The 20,767-nt window shown below is 26.6% G+C and carries 19 protein-coding genes and 1 pseudogene; 11 read left to right on the forward strand and 9 right to left on the reverse strand.

Going from position 1 to position 20,767, the window contains the following annotated elements:
• Window positions 1–270: 270 nt before the first annotated feature.
• From dnaN to Q1X91_RS01290, 5 genes are all read left to right on the forward strand, one after another.
• Window positions 271–1,398: a DNA polymerase III subunit beta gene (dnaN, locus tag Q1X91_RS01270; protein ID WP_013113460.1), complete on the forward strand. Its 1,128-nt coding sequence runs from the start codon at window positions 271–273 to the stop codon at window positions 1,396–1,398.
• 22 nt (window positions 1,399–1,420) lie between these two features.
• Window positions 1,421–1,609: a hypothetical protein gene (locus Q1X91_RS01275; RefSeq protein ID WP_300752580.1), complete on the forward strand. Its 189-nt coding sequence runs from the start codon at window positions 1,421–1,423 to the stop codon at window positions 1,607–1,609.
• Window positions 1,596–1,964: a type II toxin-antitoxin system VapC family toxin gene (locus tag Q1X91_RS01280; protein WP_300752582.1), complete on the forward strand. Its 369-nt coding sequence runs from the start codon at window positions 1,596–1,598 to the stop codon at window positions 1,962–1,964. The genes Q1X91_RS01275 and Q1X91_RS01280 overlap by 14 nt, the downstream gene beginning before the upstream one ends.
• A 92-nt stretch (window positions 1,965–2,056) precedes the next feature.
• On the forward strand, window positions 2,057–3,124 hold the full coding sequence (gene recF / locus Q1X91_RS01285) for a DNA replication/repair protein RecF (RefSeq protein ID WP_300752584.1): 1,068 nt from the start codon (window positions 2,057–2,059) through the stop codon (window positions 3,122–3,124).
• A gap of 24 nt (window positions 3,125–3,148) precedes the next feature.
• Window positions 3,149–3,649, forward strand: a complete 501-nt coding sequence (locus Q1X91_RS01290; protein ID WP_300752585.1) for a BspA family leucine-rich repeat surface protein — start codon at window positions 3,149–3,151, stop codon at window positions 3,647–3,649.
• Between the two features lie 384 nt (window positions 3,650–4,033).
• Here the strand turns inward: Q1X91_RS01290 and Q1X91_RS01295 are convergent, their stop codons facing one another.
• Entirely contained in the window at window positions 4,034–4,924 is an 891-nt protein-coding gene (locus Q1X91_RS01295; RefSeq protein ID WP_300752587.1) for an ankyrin repeat domain-containing protein, read from the reverse strand.
• Between the two features lie 101 nt (window positions 4,925–5,025).
• On the opposite strand from Q1X91_RS01295, the gene Q1X91_RS01300 reads away from it, so the two are divergent.
• Window positions 5,026–5,928 (forward strand): Rpn family recombination-promoting nuclease/putative transposase, encoded by a 903-nt coding sequence (locus Q1X91_RS01300; RefSeq protein ID WP_300752588.1) that lies wholly within the window; start codon window positions 5,026–5,028, stop codon window positions 5,926–5,928.
• 168 nt (window positions 5,929–6,096) lie between these two features.
• Here Q1X91_RS01300 and Q1X91_RS01305 read toward each other — a convergent pair whose 3' ends face one another.
• Window positions 6,097–6,495 carry a hypothetical protein gene (locus Q1X91_RS01305; protein ID WP_300752589.1) on the reverse strand — a complete coding sequence of 133 codons (399 nt, stop codon included), beginning with the start codon at window positions 6,493–6,495 and terminating at the stop codon, window positions 6,097–6,099.
• A gap of 196 nt (window positions 6,496–6,691) precedes the next feature.
• Here Q1X91_RS01305 and Q1X91_RS01310 point away from each other — a divergent pair.
• The 4 genes and pseudogenes from Q1X91_RS01310 to Q1X91_RS01325 all read left to right on the forward strand — a co-directional run bounded on the left by Q1X91_RS01310 (window position 6,692) and on the right by Q1X91_RS01325 (window position 11,984).
• Window positions 6,692–8,288, forward strand: a pseudogene (locus Q1X91_RS01310) (peptide ABC transporter substrate-binding protein).
• A 193-nt stretch (window positions 8,289–8,481) separates the two neighbouring features.
• Window positions 8,482–9,693 (forward strand): ATP-binding protein, encoded by a 1,212-nt coding sequence (locus tag Q1X91_RS01315; protein ID WP_300752590.1) that lies wholly within the window; start codon window positions 8,482–8,484, stop codon window positions 9,691–9,693.
• Between the two features lie 10 nt (window positions 9,694–9,703).
• On the forward strand, window positions 9,704–10,252 hold the full coding sequence (locus Q1X91_RS01320) for a DNA-binding protein (RefSeq protein ID WP_300752592.1): 549 nt from the start codon (window positions 9,704–9,706) through the stop codon (window positions 10,250–10,252).
• 115 nt (window positions 10,253–10,367) lie between these two features.
• Window positions 10,368–11,984 carry a CTP synthase gene (locus Q1X91_RS01325; protein WP_300752594.1) on the forward strand — a complete coding sequence of 539 codons (1,617 nt, stop codon included), beginning with the start codon at window positions 10,368–10,370 and terminating at the stop codon, window positions 11,982–11,984.
• A gap of 490 nt (window positions 11,985–12,474) precedes the next feature.
• Here Q1X91_RS01325 and Q1X91_RS01330 read toward each other — a convergent pair whose 3' ends face one another.
• The 5 genes from Q1X91_RS01330 to dcd all read right to left on the reverse strand — a co-directional run bounded on the left by Q1X91_RS01330 (window position 12,475) and on the right by dcd (window position 16,441).
• Window positions 12,475–13,272 carry a MetQ/NlpA family ABC transporter substrate-binding protein gene (locus Q1X91_RS01330; RefSeq protein WP_300752596.1) on the reverse strand — a complete coding sequence of 266 codons (798 nt, stop codon included), beginning with the start codon at window positions 13,270–13,272 and terminating at the stop codon, window positions 12,475–12,477.
• Between the two features lie 22 nt (window positions 13,273–13,294).
• Entirely contained in the window at window positions 13,295–14,101 is an 807-nt protein-coding gene (locus Q1X91_RS01335) for a DUF169 domain-containing protein (protein ID WP_300752598.1), read from the reverse strand.
• Window positions 14,102–14,112: 11 nt separating this feature from the next.
• Window positions 14,113–14,769 carry a methionine ABC transporter permease gene (locus tag Q1X91_RS01340; RefSeq protein ID WP_300752600.1) on the reverse strand — a complete coding sequence of 219 codons (657 nt, stop codon included), beginning with the start codon at window positions 14,767–14,769 and terminating at the stop codon, window positions 14,113–14,115.
• A gap of 1 nt (window position 14,770) precedes the next feature.
• Window positions 14,771–15,733: an ATP-binding cassette domain-containing protein gene (locus tag Q1X91_RS01345; protein ID WP_300752602.1), complete on the reverse strand. Its 963-nt coding sequence runs from the start codon at window positions 15,731–15,733 to the stop codon at window positions 14,771–14,773.
• A gap of 189 nt (window positions 15,734–15,922) precedes the next feature.
• Window positions 15,923–16,441 carry a dCTP deaminase gene (gene dcd, locus Q1X91_RS01350; RefSeq protein WP_300752604.1) on the reverse strand — a complete coding sequence of 173 codons (519 nt, stop codon included), beginning with the start codon at window positions 16,439–16,441 and terminating at the stop codon, window positions 15,923–15,925.
• 117 nt (window positions 16,442–16,558) lie between these two features.
• On the opposite strand from dcd, the gene Q1X91_RS01355 reads away from it, so the two are divergent.
• Window positions 16,559–17,890 (forward strand): glucose-6-phosphate isomerase, encoded by a 1,332-nt coding sequence (locus tag Q1X91_RS01355; protein WP_300752606.1) that lies wholly within the window; start codon window positions 16,559–16,561, stop codon window positions 17,888–17,890.
• 62 nt (window positions 17,891–17,952) lie between these two features.
• On the opposite strand, the gene Q1X91_RS01360 is transcribed toward Q1X91_RS01355, so the two are convergent.
• Window positions 17,953–18,618, reverse strand: a complete 666-nt coding sequence (locus Q1X91_RS01360; RefSeq protein WP_300752608.1) for an AAA family ATPase — start codon at window positions 18,616–18,618, stop codon at window positions 17,953–17,955.
• A 26-nt stretch (window positions 18,619–18,644) separates the two neighbouring features.
• Entirely contained in the window at window positions 18,645–20,765 is a 2,121-nt protein-coding gene (locus Q1X91_RS01365) for an alpha-amylase/4-alpha-glucanotransferase domain-containing protein (protein ID WP_300752609.1), read from the reverse strand.
• Window positions 20,766–20,767 lie beyond the last annotated feature (2 nt).

Genomic DNA, 20,767 nt, shown 5'->3' on the forward strand with positions numbered 1-20,767 from the left:
ATGCTAAATTATATAATATTAATTATTATGCAAATCGTATGTTTTACATGTTGTATAATTTATTATTTTAATATATAAATATGCAGTCTTTTTGCTTCTTTGGGTCACCAAAAGAAGTGGGGGTACGGGGGCTAGTCCCCGCAATCATAAATAAAATTAGTTTTGAAACTAGTCTATTGTAAAAAATAGTTTTTAATGTTAAAATTAAAGTACAAATACTATAAGTTTTTTAGAAATTTAATAAAATTAAAATAAATAAAAGAGGAAGCAATGAGATTTAGATGTTTAAAAAAGGATATAGTTAAATCTATCGGAGTTACAGAAAACGTTGTTGAAGGCAAAGTAATTTATAATATAGAAAGCAATGTACTTTTTCATCTTGCAGGAAATATGCTTACATTAACTGCAACCGACGGCTCTGTTTGGGCTAGAAGCAGAATAATACTCGATGACTGTGAGGGTGAAGGTGCTGTAGCAGTATATGCTAAAAAGATAAGTTCTATATTAAAAGAGATGCCGGACGGACTTATTACTATCAATGTTGAAGAAAATGAAAAAATTAATATAGAGTCTGAAAATGGAAAAACTAAACACTTAATCATAGGAATGAAAACTGATGATTTCCCAGCATATCCTGAGAGCAACGGAGATATAAGCTATATAATGCTTCCTACTAAAGAATTAGTTACTATGATTAATAAAACTATTTCTTCTATAGCTAAAGAACCATTTAAGCCTGCCTTAAGAGGTATATGTTTTGAAAAAACTGATTCAAAATTTCTTGCTGTTGCTACTGACGGCAGAAGAATGGCTGTAATAGAGAGAGAATTTGAAGGAGTAGAAAACGGATCTTTCTCTATAATAATAGAGCCTAAAGTATTAAATGAAATACTTGTTACGGCAAATTATGATGAAGTAGAACAGGTAAAAATGGGAGTAGATGGTCAGCAGGTTTATTTCCAAATAGGAAAATACGATTTTGTATCAAGTCTTATAGAAGGAAAATATCCTAATTTTAGACAGGTTATACCTAAAGAGTTTGCATATAGTTTTAGAGTAAATAAAAATGACTTGCTTGATGCTATAAGAAGAATTGTACCTATGATTAATGATGTGCGTTCAAAAAGAATGATATTGACTGTTTCTGAAGAATCTCTTAAAGTAAAAGGTATAAACCAAGAGATGGGAGAATCTTTAGAAGAGATTGATATAAAATATTCAGGCGAAGAGCATTCTGTTGCTTACAATTATACATACATTCAAGATGTTATAAAACAAATAGATTCTGAAATAGTTACTTTTATGGTTAATAAAGATTCTAGCCCTACTATGGTAAAAGAGATAGAAAGAGAAGATTATTATTACATCATCATGCCTATGAGTATAGGAGAAGAGTAATTCATTTTAAGAGGAAATTCTTATGGAAATTTTGGATTTATCTGTATTGGATAGTGAAGCAAAAAAGCAGATAATAGATTTTTATGATTTACTGCTCAATAAACAAAAAAAGTACACCAAAAATGATTTGAATAAATTTAGCGGAAGTCTAAAAATATTAGAAAAAGATCCATTAGAATTCCAAAAAGAAATAAGAAATGAATGGAAATAATATATTACTTGATACAAATGCAATTATATATTTTCTAAGCGGTAAATTTTTATTAGATAGTGAATATAATGTGTATACATCTATAATATCGGAAATAGAATTACTATGCTATCCAAAAATAACATCGGAAGAAGAAAATGTAATAAAAGATTTTCTTAAAAGTATTGATATTATAAATTTAGATAATTATATTAAAAATGAAACTATTTTAATAAAAAGAGAAATTTCTATAAAACTTCCTGATGCAATTATATTAGCTACTGCAAAAGCAAATAATTTAATTTTATTAACTCAAGATGAAGGTATATTAAAATATAATGGGTATAAAAATATACAAATAAAAAAATGTTTCTAATAATACCTTTTCATTATAATAAAAACACTACTATTTTTAAAACTTTTAATATATAATACTTCTCACTAATAAAATGAAAGGCTTAAATAAAAATGATACTCAAAGAACTTACAATTCGTTCTTTTAGAAATTATAATGAAAATGTATTTGAATTTTCTGATAAAATTAATGTGCTTTACGGACATAACGGATGCGGCAAAACTAATATACTTGAGGCAGTATATATGCTTGGAAACGGTGTGTCATTTAGAACAAGACTTGACAGAGAGCTTGTAAAAAATGGAAATGATAATTATTTTTTAAGAGGCATTTTTAGAGAAGATGAATTAAATTATGATACAAATATAGAAATAGCATATCAAAAAAAAGTAAAGAAGGTATTTCTTGATAAAAAAGAAATTTCATCAAGAAAGGATTTAATAGGAAGGATACTTTATGTTATATTTCTTCCTAATGATACAGATTTAGTTATAGCAGAGCCAAAATTAAGACGCGATTATTTTAATATGCTTATATCAACAATATCTTTGGAATATTTAACTGCATTAATAAAATATAATAAACTCTTAAAAATGAGAAATGTTTGTCTAAGTACAAAACCAAATGAAGCATATATTTATAACAATGATATAGCAAAACTCTCTATTTATATAGCTGGTGAAAATAAAAAATATTCTTCTATTTTAGAAGATAAAATGAATGAAATATATAAAAATATTTTTAATGATGAAAACCCTTATGCAATAAAGTATCAGTCTACAATAGAAGATATATTAAATGAAAATGAATACGTAAAAAAACTAGAAAGCACTTTAAGCGAACAAATAAGAATGCGTACAACATATTTTGGCATACACAGAGCGGAGTATCAATTCTTTTATAAAGACTCACTTTCAAAAAAATTTTCATCTCAGGGAGAGAAGAGAATGTTTACTCTTATAATGAAACTTGCAAGCGAGAAAATATTATCAGAGTATAGAAGGAAATCCCCTATTTTACTTATTGATGATGCTATGCTTGAACTTGATAATACAAGACGCGATAATATACTAGAATACATAAAAACATTAGGACAGGTATTTATTACTGTTACAGAAAAAGAAAAGGTGAAAAATTTTGAAAACGGAAAAGTATTTGATATACCAAATATAAGAGTTTAAAAAACAAAATAAAGGACCTATAAAATGAATAAAAAATATATTGTAAAATATAAATATGCCTTACTTGATTTGCTAGAAGATGAAAATATAAATCTCTCTGATATAGATACAAGTAATATGATTGATATGTCTTACTTATTCCAAGAGAGCAAAAGAAAAAATTTTGAAGGTCTTGAAACTTGGGACGTATCAAATATTACTGACATGAAATATATGTTTAATAATGCTTTATATTTTAATAAAGATTTAACTTCTTGGAATATAGAAAAATTAAAAGAGTTTGATGAAATATTTGATAATTCTTTTAAACATATAAAAACTATTTTAATGTTTTACAATGCATGTAAGGATAAAAAATATAAAAAGAAACTTCAAAGTATGCTTGAATGTCTTGATATAAAAGAAGTTTATACAGAATTAAATAATGATAAAATCAATTATAAGAAAAATAAAGAGTTTATAAAAAAACTTGAAAATGTTTATTATGAAGAATTAAAAGAATTAATTGAAAATAATAAAAATTAAAAAGTTTATTATATACTGAAAATTTTTAAGTTTGTCAACCGTTAACTGCGGCACCTTCCCGCACGGTATTGTTTATTCTTATCAAATGTCAACGCGACTGAACGAAGTGAGGAAGTACCGGAGACGAAGTCCGCCTGTGGTGAGGGTATGCGGCTGATTACCTATTTATTATACCAAATAAGTAATTTACTATACATCTAAAACATATTATGTTGATTACTAATAATACATTATGTTACAAATAAATTATAATTACATTTATAAATAATTAAAATTTTACAAAATATAGTTGTTTAGGTATATATTTAATATATATCTCATATTTAAATTTGCAGTTTTAGTATTTTTATATTTTAAGTATAGTATTAAGCTGTATAAAATCAATTATCTGAAAAAACCAGCTATATTTTCAATAAATCCTGATATTGCATAGAATATAAAAGATGGTATAGCAACTATAATTATAAGTAGAAGTATAAAAATAGGGTATAATATATCATTAAATATTTTACTAAAAATTAATTTTATATTATATATAAATGCTCCGGGATACGCTTTTTTTCCATTATTATTTTTTATGTTTTTATCTGCATTATTTTCTATCAAAAGAGATATAACTTTTTTTTCCATATCAATATCTCTATGCCCATTATTTTTTTTATATGAAATCTTATGAAGGGCAGTATCTCCGTCATTATTTTGTAAATTAATATTTATTCCATTTTTTATAAGCATTTCAAAAATATCATATTCTTCTATTCCTATATTATCTCTAGAAAGTATATAGTGAAGTACACCATTTCCGTCATTATCTTGTATATTAATATTTGCTCCAAGATTTATTAGTGTTTCAATTTTATATTTACTATCTGGAACTCCTATAATTTCACTTGTACGGAATTTAGGTTTACGATGTGAATCGTAGGACTTACTTACATCAAGTATAAGGCTTTTTCCAGAATTATTTTTCTCGTTAATATTTATTCCATTATCTAATAAAACTTTTACGAAATTAGAGAAATTATTAGTGCTTAAAATATGTATATTGTCATACCAGCCATAGTTACTATTCGTTATAGAGTAAGTTATATATTCTTTATTGTTTTCTATATTTTCAATTGTATATTTAAACTCATCAAGATTTTCTGATATTACTGATTGTTCTAATGCGGATTCTTTATTTGTTAGAGCTAAATTTTTAAAATCTTCACTCACTTGAGCATAAGAAATGTACGAACTAATAATAAAGATAATAATGCATAGTGTTTTTTTCATCATAAACCTCTTTTTAATATTAGTTTTTTGATTATACATTATGATGGTATATTTTGTCAATATTGTTTGACAAAGTATAAATATTTCATTATAATAACTTTATGGAATTGAAATCAAATAATAAAAATTTTAATGTGCTTAATGATTATTTTATGCGTTATATGTTTGCCAAAAAGGGACATGAGCATATATTAAAAAATCTTATTAATTCTGTAAGAATAGATGCCAATCAAGAGCCTTTTGAATATATAGAAGTTCTGAATACTTTTAATTTAAAAGAAAATGTTTTTGATAAGGAAAGTATTGCAGATGTTAAAGCTAAAACTAAATCAGGTGAAACTATAATTATAGAAATACAAAGAATAGGTAACCATTCATTTATATATAGAAGTTTATACTATTGGGCTAAGAATTATTTTACAAATTTAAAATCCAAAGATATATATTCAGATTTGACACCTGTAATAAGTATTAATATTTTGGATTTTAATTTGATAAAAGGTATAGATAAACCTCATAGCTGTTATTTTATTAAAGAGTTAGAAACCAATCATATATTAACTAATCATTTAGAGATTCACTTTTTGGAATTGAAAAAATTTAATAGTAATAATAAATTGTGTAAAGATTTATCAGATTGGTTTGAGTTTTTAAATTCAAAAGATAAATTGGAGGATACTATGGAAATATTAGTAAAGAAAAACCCTATAATGAAAGAAGTATATGATGAGTATAATAAATTTGTTAATAGCAATGATTTATATAATGGCTATAGTAATTATGAAAGAGATTATTTTAATGTTCTAATGCTTAATGAAGAGCGTATAAAGGGTATAGAGGAAGGAATGAAAAAAGGTATAGAACAAGGTATAGAACAAGGTATAGAACAAGGTATAGAGCAAGAAAAATATTCTCTAGCTAGAAATATGAAAAATAAAAATATGGATTTAAATCTTATAAGCGAATTAACAGGGCTTAGTATAGAAAAAATAGAAAAATTATGATTAAAAAAATTAGTATAATCAGATATTATTTTTCATCATAAACATTTTTAAAATTTATATTAGTTTTTTTGATTACACAGTATATTGGTATATTTTGTTAATGTGTTTTTTAATTGATTTATCATATACGGTATATTTTAAACAAGTATTATAAAAGCATGATAAAATTTATTTATCTAGTTTCGGCAATACATATATATTATTTTGTTTCAATTTAAAAGCAAATGTAATTATGACTATTGCGAAAATTATAAATATAAACGCCAAAATTAATGTGTATTTATTAGGTTCATTTATAATAGTTCCAGATTTAGTATCATAAAATATTTCTGTTTTTGAATTAACCGATAAATTATTATTTTCTTCTAAATATGAATTGGTAAGCATGATGTTTTTTCCTTCATATATAAAACTGTAAACTACATTTGCAAATTTTCTTTTTTTAATAGTACCGTATTCATAGTGATTTATGCTTTCTATATTGGCATCAATTTTTATTATACTGCTGTTGTTATGATTAAATCTTATATTAAGAAAAATAATCATCAGTGATGAAAATATAAACATTAACCCTACAAAAAAAAGTGTGATTTTATATTTTATTATTTTGTATTTATTATTCATAATTATATATAATAATATATTTTAGTTTTTAAATAAACTATTATTAAGTAAAAAAATTATAATTAATTAATTGATTTTTTATATTCTATAGTATAGTATTTTCGATATTGTAAAATAATTAAATAAGGGGATTAATTTTATGAAAAAGATTTTTTGTTTATTTCTATTATTAATTGGGTTTGTATTTTCTTCATGTTCTTCTTCCGATAATAATAACAATGAAGGCTTATTTATAAATGTAGGGCCTGAACCAAAAACAATAGATCCAATTTTAAATATAGCTGCAGATGCTGCAGTTTATATAGTTCATGCTTTTGAAGGGCTTACTTCTAAAGATAAGAATGGTTTAATAACTGCAGGTGCTGCAGAAAGCTGGGATATAAGCGATGACGGATTTATATATGTATTTCATTTAAGAACTAACGGCAGATGGTCTGACGGTACTCCATTAACTGCAAATGACTTTGTATATTCTTGGCAAAGGGCGGTTGATCCTAAAACAGCAAGCGAATACAGTTATCAATTTGAACCTGTACAAAATGCTATGGCTATTAATGCAGGAAAAATGGCATTGGATACTTTAGGAATAAAAGCTATTGATGATTATACTTTGGAGGTAACTTTAGAAAAACCTACTGCTTATTTCTTGGAATTAACAGCATTTCCTACATTCTACCCAGTAAAAAAGTATATAATAGAACAATACGGAGAAGCTTGGACTATGAATCCTGAAAGTTATATAGGAAAGGTCATTATGTTATGATAGAACGCAATATTGATAATAATATAGTAATGACAAAAAATACGAATTATTGGAATTATTCTTCTTTAGTTCCTGAAAAAATTACTTTTGTACTTATGGATAATGCCGCAGCTTCTGTTGCGGGTATTAAAGAAGGTTCTTTGTATTTTTCTGACAGAGTTCCAGCTCAGGATATTGATACTTTAAGAGCTGAAGGACTTCTTCAATTAGTAAAACGTCTTGGAACATATTATTATGCTGTTAATCATACTAATGATGTTTTAAAAGACGGCAGAGTTAGAAAAGCATTATCACTTGCTATAGACAGAAACTATATAGTATAGTAAAAGCTGGGGTTCCTTCTGGAGCTTTTGTACCTTTTGGATCTCCTGACGTTAATGGAGATTTTAGAGAAGTAGGAGGAGATTATATAAGTGTAAAAGCTGAAGACTATCAAAAGAATGTAGAAGAGGCTAAAAGATTAATGGCAGAAGCAGGATATGCTAATGGAGAAGGGTTTCCAGTACTTCAGTTTTTAGTAGACTCTAATAGAGAGATTCCTACCTTTGAAGCAGTTCAGCATATGTGGAAAGAGCATTTGGGAGTAGACAGTACTATAAGTCAGCAGGAATGGGCAGTATTTTTACAGACTTTATATGCAGATAAAAATTATGTAATAGGAAGAAGCGGCTGGACAGCAGATTATAATGATCCTATGACATTTTTAGGAATGTTTTTAAGCTACAGCTCTCAAAACCATGCTTTATTTACAAATAAGGAATATGACAGTCTTCTTCAAACAGCCATGAATACAATAGATCAAACTATCAGAATGGACGCTATGCATAAAGCAGAAAAAATATTTATGGATAATGATGTTATAATCCCTTTATATTTTTATGCCACTCCTACATTAATAAGCCCTAAATTAAAGGATGTTGTTTTTGACAGCTTAGCTATGCATAAGTTTTTTTATGCCTATATAGAAAAATAATTTTTATATTATAAAAAATTATAAAAATAACTGCAGGAGTAGAAAATTACAACTGCAGTTATTTAATAAAATTCGCTTGATTTAATACTTTCTTTTAATAATATTTTATCTAAAACAAAATTATGATATTTGCATTATTTATAATATAATTTTTTTAGTATTAACTCCGAAATTAATAACGGAGTAATTTAATATGTATGTAGAAAATGTTCATATAAAGAATTTTACTGTATTTAGAGATTGTAAAATAGATTTTTCTAATGGAGTTAACATATTTATTGGAGAGAATGGAACAGGTAAAACACATTTACTTAAAGCTATTTACTGTTTGAATGAAACTTTCTATGAAAGAATAGGTAATAATAAGTATAAAATGTCTGTTGATAAATTACATTATCCATTTAATTACCCTTTTAATTTATTAAATAAATTAAAATATAATGAAATAAAAGATTATATTAAGAATAAAGAAACTGAACTACAGGAATATATTAAGGAATTCAATTTATTGCAAAATAAAGAAGATAGAAAAGAATTAAAAATAAATATTGTAAATAAATTTAATGAATATTTTGATTTTATTACTGATTGGGAAATTGAATTCAATAACGTAGTTATAAAATTATCAAATAATAATACTAAAATAAAAGATAATACCATTTTTTCAAATAATATTTTCTGTATTTATGATAAGAATAATATTAAAGATAATGAGAGTTTATTTGATGATAATGAATATATATTTAAAAATAAAAAAATTACATATATACCTTGTAAAGATATTTTAACTAATTCAAAAGGTTTTGTCTCATTATATAATAAAAGGGAGGTATCTTTTGAATCTGTATATTATGATGTTTTAAATAAGGCTTTTGTACCTCAATTAAGAGAAATATCTTTTCATATGCAAGAAATCACTGAAAAAATAGAAAATGCAATAGGCGGAATTGTTATTCAAAAAGATGAGGTATTTTTTATTAAGTATAAAGATTTTGGAGAAGTGCAGTTTACAATGGCGGCTGAAGGACATAAAAAACTTGCTTTGCTTTGGCTTCTTATAAAAAATGGAGAGATAGATAAGGATACTATACTTCTTTTTGATGAACCAGAATCAAATCTTAATCCTAAACTTACAAGAGTTTTGGTTGATATATTATTAAGTTTATCAAGGATAGGAGTGCAGATATTTTTGGCTACTCATAATAATTTTATTATAGAAGATTTTGAATTACAAAGAAGAGAAAATGATAAAATTAAATTTCATTCTTTTTATTTTGATAATGATAAAAATAAAGGTGTATTAGTTGAGAGCAATGAATATTTAAATAATATACAACATAATTCAATAGAGGATAAGTTTGAAGAACAGCATTTGCAGTCTATAGAAAATGCATTTAAAAAGTAATTAATTATTTATGGAAGTATTTGAAGAAAAAAGCAATTTTAAAATGACTTATAATGATAATTCCGTAATTGTCAGAAAAATAGATGATGAAAAATTAAATTATAGCTATTGTATGAAGAATGTTGATTTTATTGTATATGTTAATGATATAATTATTTTTATTGAAGTAAAAAATTATAATAAAAAATATTTGGAACTTGAAACAGAAGAAGAAAAAAATAATTTCTTTTCAAAATTTGTGTATAGAAAACAAGAAGATGGATATTCTTATACTTATGATTGTATACAAAAAGCAAGAGATACTTTTATAAGAGAATATTCATCAAATAAATTAGGTTTAAATATATATTATTATGTTATTGTTTCTATGCCTAGCAGTATTCCAAAATTTGTATTAAGAAATATGCGTAAAGGGTTGGAACATAATTTACCTATTTTTTCAAATATTAATAAGTCATTATATAACAATCAGTTTATATATACTTCTAATGTTTTAACAGAATATTCTTGGAATAGTTATATGAAAAACATATTAGGTATTGAAGTTAATTTTTATTAGAAAATATTATTTGAAATTAACATAATAATAAAATTCGCTTGATTTAATAATAATTTATGATAATGTTATAGCGATTTTATTATATTTTAATAAAAAATAAAAATTAGAGGATTATATGAACACTAAATACATATTTGTAACAGGCGGTGTTGTATCTGGTTTAGGTAAGGGTATAACAGCAGCTTCACTAGGAAGACTTTTAAAGGCTAGGGGATTAAGCGTAACTATACAAAAATTTGACCCGTATATAAATGTAGATCCCGGCACTATGAGTCCTTTTCAGCATGGTGAAGTTTTTGTTACTGATGACGGAGCGGAAACTGATTTGGATATTGGGCATTATGAGAGATTTATAGATGAAAATTTAAATAAATACAGCAATGTTACTACTGGTAAAATATATCAGCATGTTATAAATATGGAAAGAGAAGGTAAATACCTTGGAGAGACTGTTCAGGTTATACCTCATATTACTAATGAAATAAAAAGAAGAATATACAGAGAAAATGATACTAAAAAAACAGATATAGTGATTACCGAAATAGGGGGTACTATTGGAGATATAGAATCCCTTCCATATATAGAAGCTATAAGACAGGTAAAAACACAGTTAGGTCAGGATAATGTACTTTATATACATGTAACTTTAATACCTTTTATAAAATCTTCAGAAGAAATCAAGACTAAACCTACTCAGCATAGCGTTAAAGAACTTATGCAAAGCGGTATTATACCAGATATTATAGTTTGCCGAACTAGTCAGCATTTGCAGGAATCGCATAAAAAAAAGATAGCATTATTCTGCAATGTACCTAAAGATAATGTATTTGAAAACTTTGATGAGCCAAATATATACGGAGTGCCTTTAATGCTTGAAGCTCAGGGGCTTTCTGATGTTGTATGCAGGCATTTTAAATTAGAAACTGCTAAAATAGATTTAACTAATTGGACTGATTTGGTATGTAAGCAAAAAAATATAGCTATACAGAATGATAAAGTAAAGATTGCTATAGTGGGAAAATATGTTTCTATGAAAGATGCTTATATTTCTTTAACAGAAGCATTAAATCATGGCGGAATATATAATGATATTAATGTTGATATAGATTGGATATCCGCTGAGGATTTGGAAGATGTTGAAGATATATCAAAATATTTTAAAGGTGTTCATGGACTTATTATACCGGGAGGATTTGGAGAGAGAGGTATTGAAGGTAAAATAGAAGCTATTAAATATGCTAGAGAAAATAAAATACCTTATTTCGGAATATGTTTGGGTATGCAGCTTATGAGTGTAGAGTTTGCAAGAAATGTATTAAAACTTGAAGATGCTAATACTATAGAAGTTAATGAAAATGTAAAAAATCCTATTATTACGCTTATGGAAGAACAGAAAAAAAATATATTAAAAGGCGGTACAATGCGTCTTGGTGCTTTTGAGTGTGATATAAAAGAAGGAAGTTTGGCTCATAAATTATACGGAAAAACATCAATAAGCGAAAGACATAGACATAGATATGAGTTCAATAATGCCTATATTGATAAAATGGAGAAAGCTGGATTTATTATCACAGGAAAATTAAAAAATGGAAATCTGGCTGAAATAGCAGAAGTTAAAGATCACCCTTATATGATAGGTGTTCAGTTCCACCCAGAATTAAAATCAAGAATTACTAATCCGCATCCTTTGTTTGTAGGATTTATAGAAGCAGCCAAAAAATTTAGAAAGTAAAGATTAATATTTTTATAAATTGGCATGCTTATAATTGGCATGCCATTTTTATATTACGGCAGCCTGACATGTAATTTTTTTAATATATACTGGAACGATTTCATTTTGTCAACTAATGTACATTATATAGAATTATCAACTTTTTTGCCGCACAAAAAAGTTGCAAAAAACGCAATTGCTAGAATTTTATATTTTAAAAATATGTATTAGATGTATGGTAATACTCGAAATTTAGGCTAAAAATGCAGTTCTTTTGGTTCTTTTATACCAATAAAAGAACTTGGGTGCGGGGCAAAGCTCTGCAAATATTTAAATCAAAAAAATTAATTTTTGACAAATTATATTTGTTTAGGTATATCATTTGATGAATATATTATGTATAGTAGAAAAATATTAATGATGAGATTAAAATTATAAAAGCAGGTTATTGATATTATTTAACTAATAGGAGTTAATATAAAACTCCTATTAGATTTTTTATTATAATAGATTAATATATTATATAAGCACCCTGAAATATTTCATTAAATTTGTTTTTAAATTCTTCTGTTTGAGTAACTTTAATGATATCCTGAGCCCATTTAGAATTCTCATTTCCTTCATTTACAACTAATCCTGTAGGGAAATTATTGTATTCTCCGTCTTCCACTATATATGAATGAGCATCAAAACCAGCATTTTTCATAACGCTTGAAAATGTTATAGTAGCATCAGCATCTGCATAAGAACCAGCTGTTGATGTAGTTTCTACTTCTAAGAATTTTATATTTTTTGGATTTTCTTTTATATCAAGCATAGTATAAAATTCTCCTGTTTTTTCTCCCAATTTTAAAAGACCTAATTTTTCAAGGAATCTAAGTCCTCTGTCCATATTGCTTGGATCATTAGATATGGTAATTGTAGCTCCGTCAGGTATTTCTTCCAATGTTTTATGTTTTGATGAATATAGAGCATTTAAAGATGCATATTTAAATCCATCAACTAAAACTAAATGTGAGTTATTAGCCTTATTAAAAGTATCTATCCAAGGTTTATGATTTAGTATTAGACCATCAATCTCATTAGCACTTAAAGCCAAAGCAGGCAAATTATTTCCGTCAAATACTTTGACTTCCATTTTATAGCCTTCTTTTTCCATTAGTCTTTTAATTTCTTCCACTGCTTCAGCATTTAAAGCCATACATCCTATTACTATAGTATCATTTGATGAAGATGATGCTTTGTTAGAGCAAGATGCCATTAATAAAATGAGCATCATTGATAAAATTGATATTATTTTTCCTTTCATTTTTTCTCCTTTTTTTATTTTATTATTCTCTTTCGGCGATTCCGCCTATATAGCCATTATCATCGTAGTTTTGATTCATTTTTATTTCTAATAAATCGGATAAATTATTTTTTTCAAGTTTTTCTTTAATGATTTTTTTATGTTTATTTCGTTCAAGAGGATTTATAGTTTTAATTAATCCGTCAAATACATTTAAAAATATTCTATAAGGCATTCCAACTCCCATTTCATCGTCTTTCCAGCCAGCCATCATTCTTGTACCAGAACACATCATAGACATATTAAAGCATCCATTTTCATAAGGATAAGAAGTACATTCCTCACAAAGTGCCTGCATACCAGATAATTTTATATTATTAGCATGTCCGTAATGATAGGCATATCCATGAGCTAAACGCATAGCCTGATATGGTTTGCATACAAATATAACAATATCAGGTTCTTCTTTATAATCTTTTAAAGGCATAATTGCTACTCCGAAAATTTTATGCTCACAATAAACCATATTTCTTGACATCTTTCTGCTTACGCCTAAATCTCTGTATGTTCCAGCCTTTACTCTCCTTACTCCAGATACAGTTTCAGGAAGTACACTTTGAAATCCAAGAGCAACAGCACCTCCTGAACATGCATTATGTCCTTTATGTATTTTTAATTTTCTTCCTTCGCTTGCTCGGCTTACAAACCTGCAGTAAGATGTTTTATTTTTTGTTTCTTCAGCATCTAGTTTATTATATTCATCTTCTGTAAATATGAATTTTATTCCTACTGGACATCTTTCTAATTCTAATATGCTGTTAAGTATTTTATCCATTTCTTCTAAATTCATAAATATATCCTTTAAATTAATTTTTTATATATAAAATCGCCTATATATTGTGCTATATTTACAAATAAAAACATAATAAATACAGAAAAATATAGTATTGTATTATTAAAACTCTGATATCCGTAAGTCAATGCTACAGCACCGAGTCCGCCTCCCCCTACTGCACCTGCTATAGTAGTTGCCGCAATATAATTAACTGCAGCCATAGTAACAACTGATACTATAGAAGGTATTGATTCTCTGATAATTACTCCAAACATTATTTGAATATTTGTAGCTCCGAATGATTTTGCTGCCTCTATTAACTGCTTATCAACTTTAATAAAACTGCTTTCAAGTAATCTTGCTATAAATGCCGTTGCTGTAATTGATAATGGAAGTATTACAGCCTTTTCTCCTATAGTTGTTCCTATTATAAGACGCGTAAAAGGAGATATGGCAACTATTAGTATTAATATTGGAAATGATCTTATAGTATTAACTATAAAACTTAATACATTATAGAATTTCTTTTTATAATTAAGTCCGTTGGGACCGTACATTGTTAATAAAACCGCTATTATAAATCCCAATACAAATCCTATTAATATAGTAAAAAATACTATTCTAATTGTTACTATTGTAGAAGGCAGTATTAGTTTTACGAAGTAATTTATATATTTATCCAATTTATTCTCCTAACACTTTATAATTTTCTATATTGATAGATTTTAAATATTCTTCAACTTTTTTTAAATCATTACTATTTATAACATTTATTATAACTTTTCCTATTATGCAGTTTTTATAATCTTCCATAATAAAGTCTATTATATTTACATTAAATTTTCTTATTAATTTTTCTATAATATTATTTGAATCATCTTTTTTATACATAATTTCAATATTTTTACCAGAATTAGGGAGTAAAATCCTATTATCTCCTAGTATATTGATAAGAGAAGCAGGCTGATTAATAAATATTTCTTCAACAATACCTTTGTCTTTTACAATACCATCTTCTATTATAGCCATATCATCACATATAGATTTTACTACATTCATCTGATGTGTAACCAATACTATTGTGATCCCCATAGATTTATTTATATTATTCAAAAGCTCCATAATTGCTTCAGAATTTTTAGGATCTAATGCTGAAGTAGCTTCATCAGATAATAATATTTTAGGATTCATAGACAATGCTCTTGCAATAGCAACTCTTTGTTTTTGTCCTCCAGAAAGATCTCTTGCAAGATTATTTATTTTTTCATACATTCCTACAACATCTATTAAATATCTGACACGCTCATCTATTTCTTTTTTATTATAATGCCAGCATTGCATAGGAAATGCTATATTATCATATACGCTTGCCCTTGTAATTAGTGAAAAATGCTGGAATATCATTCCTACATCTCTTCTAAACATTCTCAATTCTTTTTCATTAAGTTTTTTTATATCAATTCCATTTACTTCTAAATATCCAGAATCATATTTTTCTAATCCATTTATACATCTTAGTAAAGTAGATTTTCCTGCACCGCTTCTTCCTATTATGCCGAAAATTTTACCTTTATCTATATCAAGATCTATTCCTTTTAATATTTCTATATTGTTATATTGTTTTTTTAATGCTGCTATTTTGATCATAATACTAGTTTTATTTATTGAATTAATTATTAAGATTTTATTGGATTTATTTAAATAAACACACGGTTTAATGAATTAATTATTCTGGGGAAAATAATAATCTTTAAAAAAGAAGAAAAAAATATTAAAAATCATATACTCTATTATAGCATAGTAAAATAAAAAATCAATTGATTTTAATGTGATATACTATTTAAAATCTTTATAGAGCATACTTGGCTGAACATCAGTATTATTTTGATATTTACTGCTGGTATATTCTTCATATTCTCCATCTATAGTGTGATAATAAAGCTGAGCTATCTCTACATTTGGATATATTATAATAGGCTTTATGCAGAATATTTCCAAAGTCCAATATCCAGCAAAACCTACATCGCCGAAACCAGCTGTAATATGAATAAATATTCCAAGTCTCCCTATAGATGAACGTCCTTCTATCATAGGTACATATTTTTTTGTTTTTGTATATTCAAGGGTGCGTCCAAGATACAATTCATTAGGTTTTAATTCATATCCGCTTTCTGGTATTATTATTTCTTTTGTTTCGCTTAGTTTTTTCATATCAAGAACTTTATCTTTATATACTAAGAGTTTATTATGCAGTCTTACATTATAACTGTTTGAATTTAATTGTTTTCTATTGAATGGTTCTATTATTATATCTTCACCTATATTTTTTTCTATTTGAAGCCCAGACAAAATCATCTATCTTTATCCTGTTTTGTTGTTATATTTTTATTTAAGAAATTATAATTATTTTCTTTATTTTTCGGTATTATTATAGTATAATTTACCAACTAAAATAAAACGAGGGAGTTATTAATGATATCTATAAATTATAAAAATGTGTTATCTTTTTTAAGAGAACATGAATTGGAATATTTATCTGACTTTGCAAAATATGCTAATGAACTTTTAGAAAATAAAAAAGGTGCTGGCAATGATTTTTTAGGCTGGGTTAACTTACCTGCAGAAGCCTTAAAAATGGTTAGTGAAATCGATAACTTAGCTAAAGAAATAAGAGAGAATGCTGAAGTATTGGTTTCAGTTGGTATAGGCGGTTCTTATTTGGGAGGTAAAGCTGTAATTGAATCATTTTTAAATCCTTTTGCTCAGGCTAAAAAAGGAAATACTCAGGTAGTATATGCCGGACACAATATGAACGGTGAATATTTTAAACATTTACTTGATTATTTGGAAGGCAAAGATTTTTATATTAATGTAATATCTAAAAGCGGTACTACAACTGAACCTGCTATAGCTTTTAGAATGCTTAAAGAATATGCTGAAAAAAGATACGGAAAAGAAGGAGCAGCTAAAAGAATAATAGCTACTACTGATAAGGCTAAAGGAGCTTTAAAAACATTATCCAATGAAAATAAATACAGAACTTTTGTTATACCTGATGATGTAGGCGGAAGATATTCTGTACTTACTCCAGTAGGGCTTATACCTATTGCAGTTGCTGGTATAAATATAGAAGAGTTTGTGAAAGGTTTTGATGCTATGGCTAAATTAACTAAAGAAATGGATTATAAGAAAAATCCTTCTATGTTGTATGCTATGCTTAGAAATGCACTTTATACTAAAGGATACAGCACAGAAATAATGGTTAATTATATACCTAGAATGCATTATATATCAGAATGGTGGAAACAATTATACGGAGAAAGTGAAGGTAAAGATAAAAAAGGCATATTTCCTGCTTCTGTTGATTTTTCTACCGATTTGCACTCTTTAGGTCAGTTTATACAAGACGGTAAAAGAGGATTATTTGAAACTGTTATAAGAGTTGATAAAGAAGATATTGATTTAAAAATACAAAAAGAAGCATCAGATTTGGACGGACTTAATTATTTAGACGGAAAGTCTTTGCATGAAATAAATAAATCAGCATTGGAAGCTACAGTATTAGCCCATGTTGACGGAGGCGTACCAAATATAATAGTAGATATTGATAAAATTACTCCTTTCACTATCGGAGAGCTTTTGTATTTCTTTGAAAAAGCATGCGGTATATCAGGTTATATGCTTGGTGTTAATCCATTTGATCAGCCCGGTGTAGAAGAGTATAAGAAAAATATGTTTGCTATGCTTGGTAAAAAAGGCTATGAGGAGATGGGTAAAACTCTAAGAGCAAGATTAGAAAAATAATAATATTTAATTGTATTATAAAAGAAAAGAGGCTTTAATATACTAAAGCCTCTTTTTATTTGTTAAAATAACTCTTTAATAATATCAGGATATTTCACTATTTCTATTTTTTTATTTTCTGGAGTATTATCAAATTCTGTTGTATGTACTTTTATAGGATTTATCTGCCTTCTTATATATTCTATAACACTATTTGAAACAAATACATCTTTTTTTATATTTATAACTATAAAAGGAACTTTGAATCCTCTTGTATGGAAAAGTTCTACTTGTTCTAAAGATGTATGTATGACATTAGAATCATACTCTATAATAGGTATTATATGCACTTCATTTTCTTTTTCTATATCAAGTATCAAGTCCATAAAGTTATAGTTTTCTTTTATAGGGCAATATAAAGATAATGATTCAAAAACCATATAATCATAAATATTTTTATTTTCATCTATTAAATCGGTAATATCTCTTTCATCAATTTTTGTATTAATGCTATGCATAGGAGATATATTGCCGTTTGTGGCATAAGAAACAAATATTTCCGAAGCCTTTAGATTAGTAGTATTTTTTATATATTCGCAGTCAAATAATTTATTGTCTCTTACTTCCATAACAAAAGGTTTGTAATAGCATACTTTTTTGTCAAACATTTTTAATGATGATATTATATGAGAGGAAAGATAAGTTTTTCCTACATGGCTTTTATCAGATATAATGCAAAATATTTTCATCAAACACCCTTAAAATTAAATATATTTTAAATATCTTTAACTGAAGCTTTTATTTTATATTTAATTTTCTCTCCCGCTTTTAATGAGATTTTTTTGCAGCATACTATTGTAGAGTTTTGATAATTCATTTCAAGTTTATCAACAGCATCAGATATAGTATAGTTAGGCATATATAAGAATGCGGTTTCTTCATTACTTTCTATCATTACATTTATTTTTATGTATCCTTCATCAGCCATAGCAAAAGAACTGCCTATATACTCACCAATATCAGAAAGATTATTTGATATTCTTTTTTCACCGCCTATATAATATCTGTCTTTTTCTTGTCCTGCAAGAAGTGTTATATTATTTTCTAATGCATATATAAACTCTGTATCTTCATTAGATTTATTTTCCATAATAACATCAAGAGAGAAAGTACCGTCATTATTTATTATATATCTTTTTATCAAATGAATATCTTTACCATTAACTTTTGAAGTTTTTTCAAAAGAAACTGTAGCATAGTCTTTATTAATAAGATTTTCTAGTATATTATAATACTCTTCATAAAATGATGCATTCTCTTCATATTTTAGTAATTGGAATTCTTCTGCAGTAGGCATTTTATTTAAGAAGTGATCTACACCGAAAACTTTTTCATTTTTATCAAATACCAAATATTTAGCTGTTTTTTCATCAGCTTTTTTTGCTATTTCATGTATAGATACATGTTCATTACCATTATTATTAGTATCTGCATTCTTCATGGCAGCTATGTGATAGGCTTCTTTTCTTCTTTTCAGACAATCTATTAAATTGATAGGATTTTCTTTTTTTATATCCCATTCTATTACAGAACCGCTCAAAGAATGCAAAATGAAATCGGCACTTTCTGATGAGATCATAACTTCATCTCTTCCGTCCATATCAAAATCCATATTATGACTTAGGAAATGTTTTCTTCCATATACTTTTTCTAAAGATATAGTAGTTGCCTTTATTAGATTGGCATATGTTTCATGTCTTAAATTATTTAAATATAGTCCTCCGAATGTACCATGCCAATAAGGGCAGTTGCATTGTCCTTTTAATAAATAGTTTAAAGCAATTTCTTTTTCTTTATAGTTGGATTCTGTAATTTCGCCTATAAGATTGGAAGTGAATATCATTCTTTTATTCATTCTGTTGCTTTCAGAATATTTATAAAAATAATTTCTCCAAAATCCGCCTCTCATAAATCTGCTTATTATTTCATTATTCTCATCTTTTTTAAGCTCTTCCTGTTTTTTATGGAATTCATACTGAGTTTCAGCAGGAAGTACCCAAGTAAGCATTTCTTCATAAGAACCTGTAGGTATATATATTTTTGAAACAGGTGCATGACGCTCCATATATTCACTGTATGTTGTTGTTATGATAGTATCTTTTTCTTTTGTAAGTGCTTCAAAGAATTTTTCAAGCCATTTATCTTCATATACCCATTTTTGAGTACCAGGCCAATCTCCGTATTTTTCTCCGTCATCGTGCAAAACTACAACTCTGTTTCCCTCTTCTGTGGCTATTGATTTTAAATACTCAATAGATTTTTCTACATCTCTGAAAGGTATAAGGTAGCGAAGTTCCTGTGATATAGGAAATATATTTAATTTATAACTTTCATTATCAGTAATAAAATAGCCGAACATATTTTTTGTGTCTATTCCTGTAGTCAAAAACTGAGAATCATCAAGCATTATGTATTTAATGCCGTTTTTGGCTAAATTTTTAACTAATGTAGGCTCCCATACTCTTTCAGCAAGCCAAGCTCCTTTCGGAGTTAAATTAAATTTATCTTCTATATATCCATTTAATCTTTTTATCTGTATATCTTTATCTTTATCAGGTATTGAAGGCATTATAGGCTCATAGAAACCGCCGCTTTGAAGTTCTATTCTATTATCATCTGCCAATTTTTTTAATGCTTCTATATGTTCTGGGTGATGTTTTTCTATCCATTCTAATAGACAGCCTGTATAGTGAAAATTAAATTTTATATCTTTATATTTTGTGAGTATATCTAAAAAAGGTTTATATGCTTTTTGGTATGTATTTTCAAATACAAAGTCAAAATTACCTACTGGCTGATGATTATGATTGCCTAGTATTAAGTTAATAGTTTTCATTA

Source organism: uncultured Brachyspira sp. (assembly GCF_949287625.1).
Taxonomy (GTDB): Bacteria; Spirochaetota; Brachyspiria; order Brachyspirales; family Brachyspiraceae; genus Brachyspira.

Excerpts from the sequence above, each read along its gene's own strand:
- dnaN (WP_013113460.1), top strand. The coding sequence starts at position 271 with ATGAGATTTAGATGTTTAAAAAAGGATATAGTTAAATCTATCGGAGTT.
- Q1X91_RS01275 (WP_300752580.1), top strand. The coding sequence starts at position 1,421 with ATGGAAATTTTGGATTTATCTGTATTGGATAGTGAAGCAAAAAAGCAG.
- Q1X91_RS01280 (WP_300752582.1), top strand. The coding sequence starts at position 1,596 with ATGAATGGAAATAATATATTACTTGATACAAATGCAATTATATATTTT.
- recF (WP_300752584.1), top strand. The coding sequence starts at position 2,057 with ATGATACTCAAAGAACTTACAATTCGTTCTTTTAGAAATTATAATGAA.
- Q1X91_RS01290 (WP_300752585.1), top strand. The coding sequence starts at position 3,149 with ATGAATAAAAAATATATTGTAAAATATAAATATGCCTTACTTGATTTG.
- Q1X91_RS01295 (WP_300752587.1), bottom strand. The coding sequence starts at position 4,924 with ATGAAAAAAACACTATGCATTATTATCTTTATTATTAGTTCGTACATT.
- Q1X91_RS01300 (WP_300752588.1), top strand. The coding sequence starts at position 5,026 with ATGGAATTGAAATCAAATAATAAAAATTTTAATGTGCTTAATGATTAT.
- Q1X91_RS01305 (WP_300752589.1), bottom strand. The coding sequence starts at position 6,495 with ATGTTTATATTTTCATCACTGATGATTATTTTTCTTAATATAAGATTT.
- Q1X91_RS01315 (WP_300752590.1), top strand. The coding sequence starts at position 8,482 with ATGTATGTAGAAAATGTTCATATAAAGAATTTTACTGTATTTAGAGAT.
- Q1X91_RS01320 (WP_300752592.1), top strand. The coding sequence starts at position 9,704 with ATGGAAGTATTTGAAGAAAAAAGCAATTTTAAAATGACTTATAATGAT.
- Q1X91_RS01325 (WP_300752594.1), top strand. The coding sequence starts at position 10,368 with ATGAACACTAAATACATATTTGTAACAGGCGGTGTTGTATCTGGTTTA.
- Q1X91_RS01330 (WP_300752596.1), bottom strand. The coding sequence starts at position 13,272 with ATGAAAGGAAAAATAATATCAATTTTATCAATGATGCTCATTTTATTA.
- Q1X91_RS01335 (WP_300752598.1), bottom strand. The coding sequence starts at position 14,101 with ATGAATTTAGAAGAAATGGATAAAATACTTAACAGCATATTAGAATTA.
- Q1X91_RS01345 (WP_300752602.1), bottom strand. The coding sequence starts at position 15,733 with ATGATCAAAATAGCAGCATTAAAAAAACAATATAACAATATAGAAATA.
- dcd (WP_300752604.1), bottom strand. The coding sequence starts at position 16,441 with ATGATTTTGTCTGGGCTTCAAATAGAAAAAAATATAGGTGAAGATATA.
- Q1X91_RS01355 (WP_300752606.1), top strand. The coding sequence starts at position 16,559 with ATGATATCTATAAATTATAAAAATGTGTTATCTTTTTTAAGAGAACAT.
- Q1X91_RS01360 (WP_300752608.1), bottom strand. The coding sequence starts at position 18,618 with ATGAAAATATTTTGCATTATATCTGATAAAAGCCATGTAGGAAAAACT.
- Q1X91_RS01365 (WP_300752609.1), bottom strand. The coding sequence starts at position 20,765 with ATGAAAACTATTAACTTAATACTAGGCAATCATAATCATCAGCCAGTA.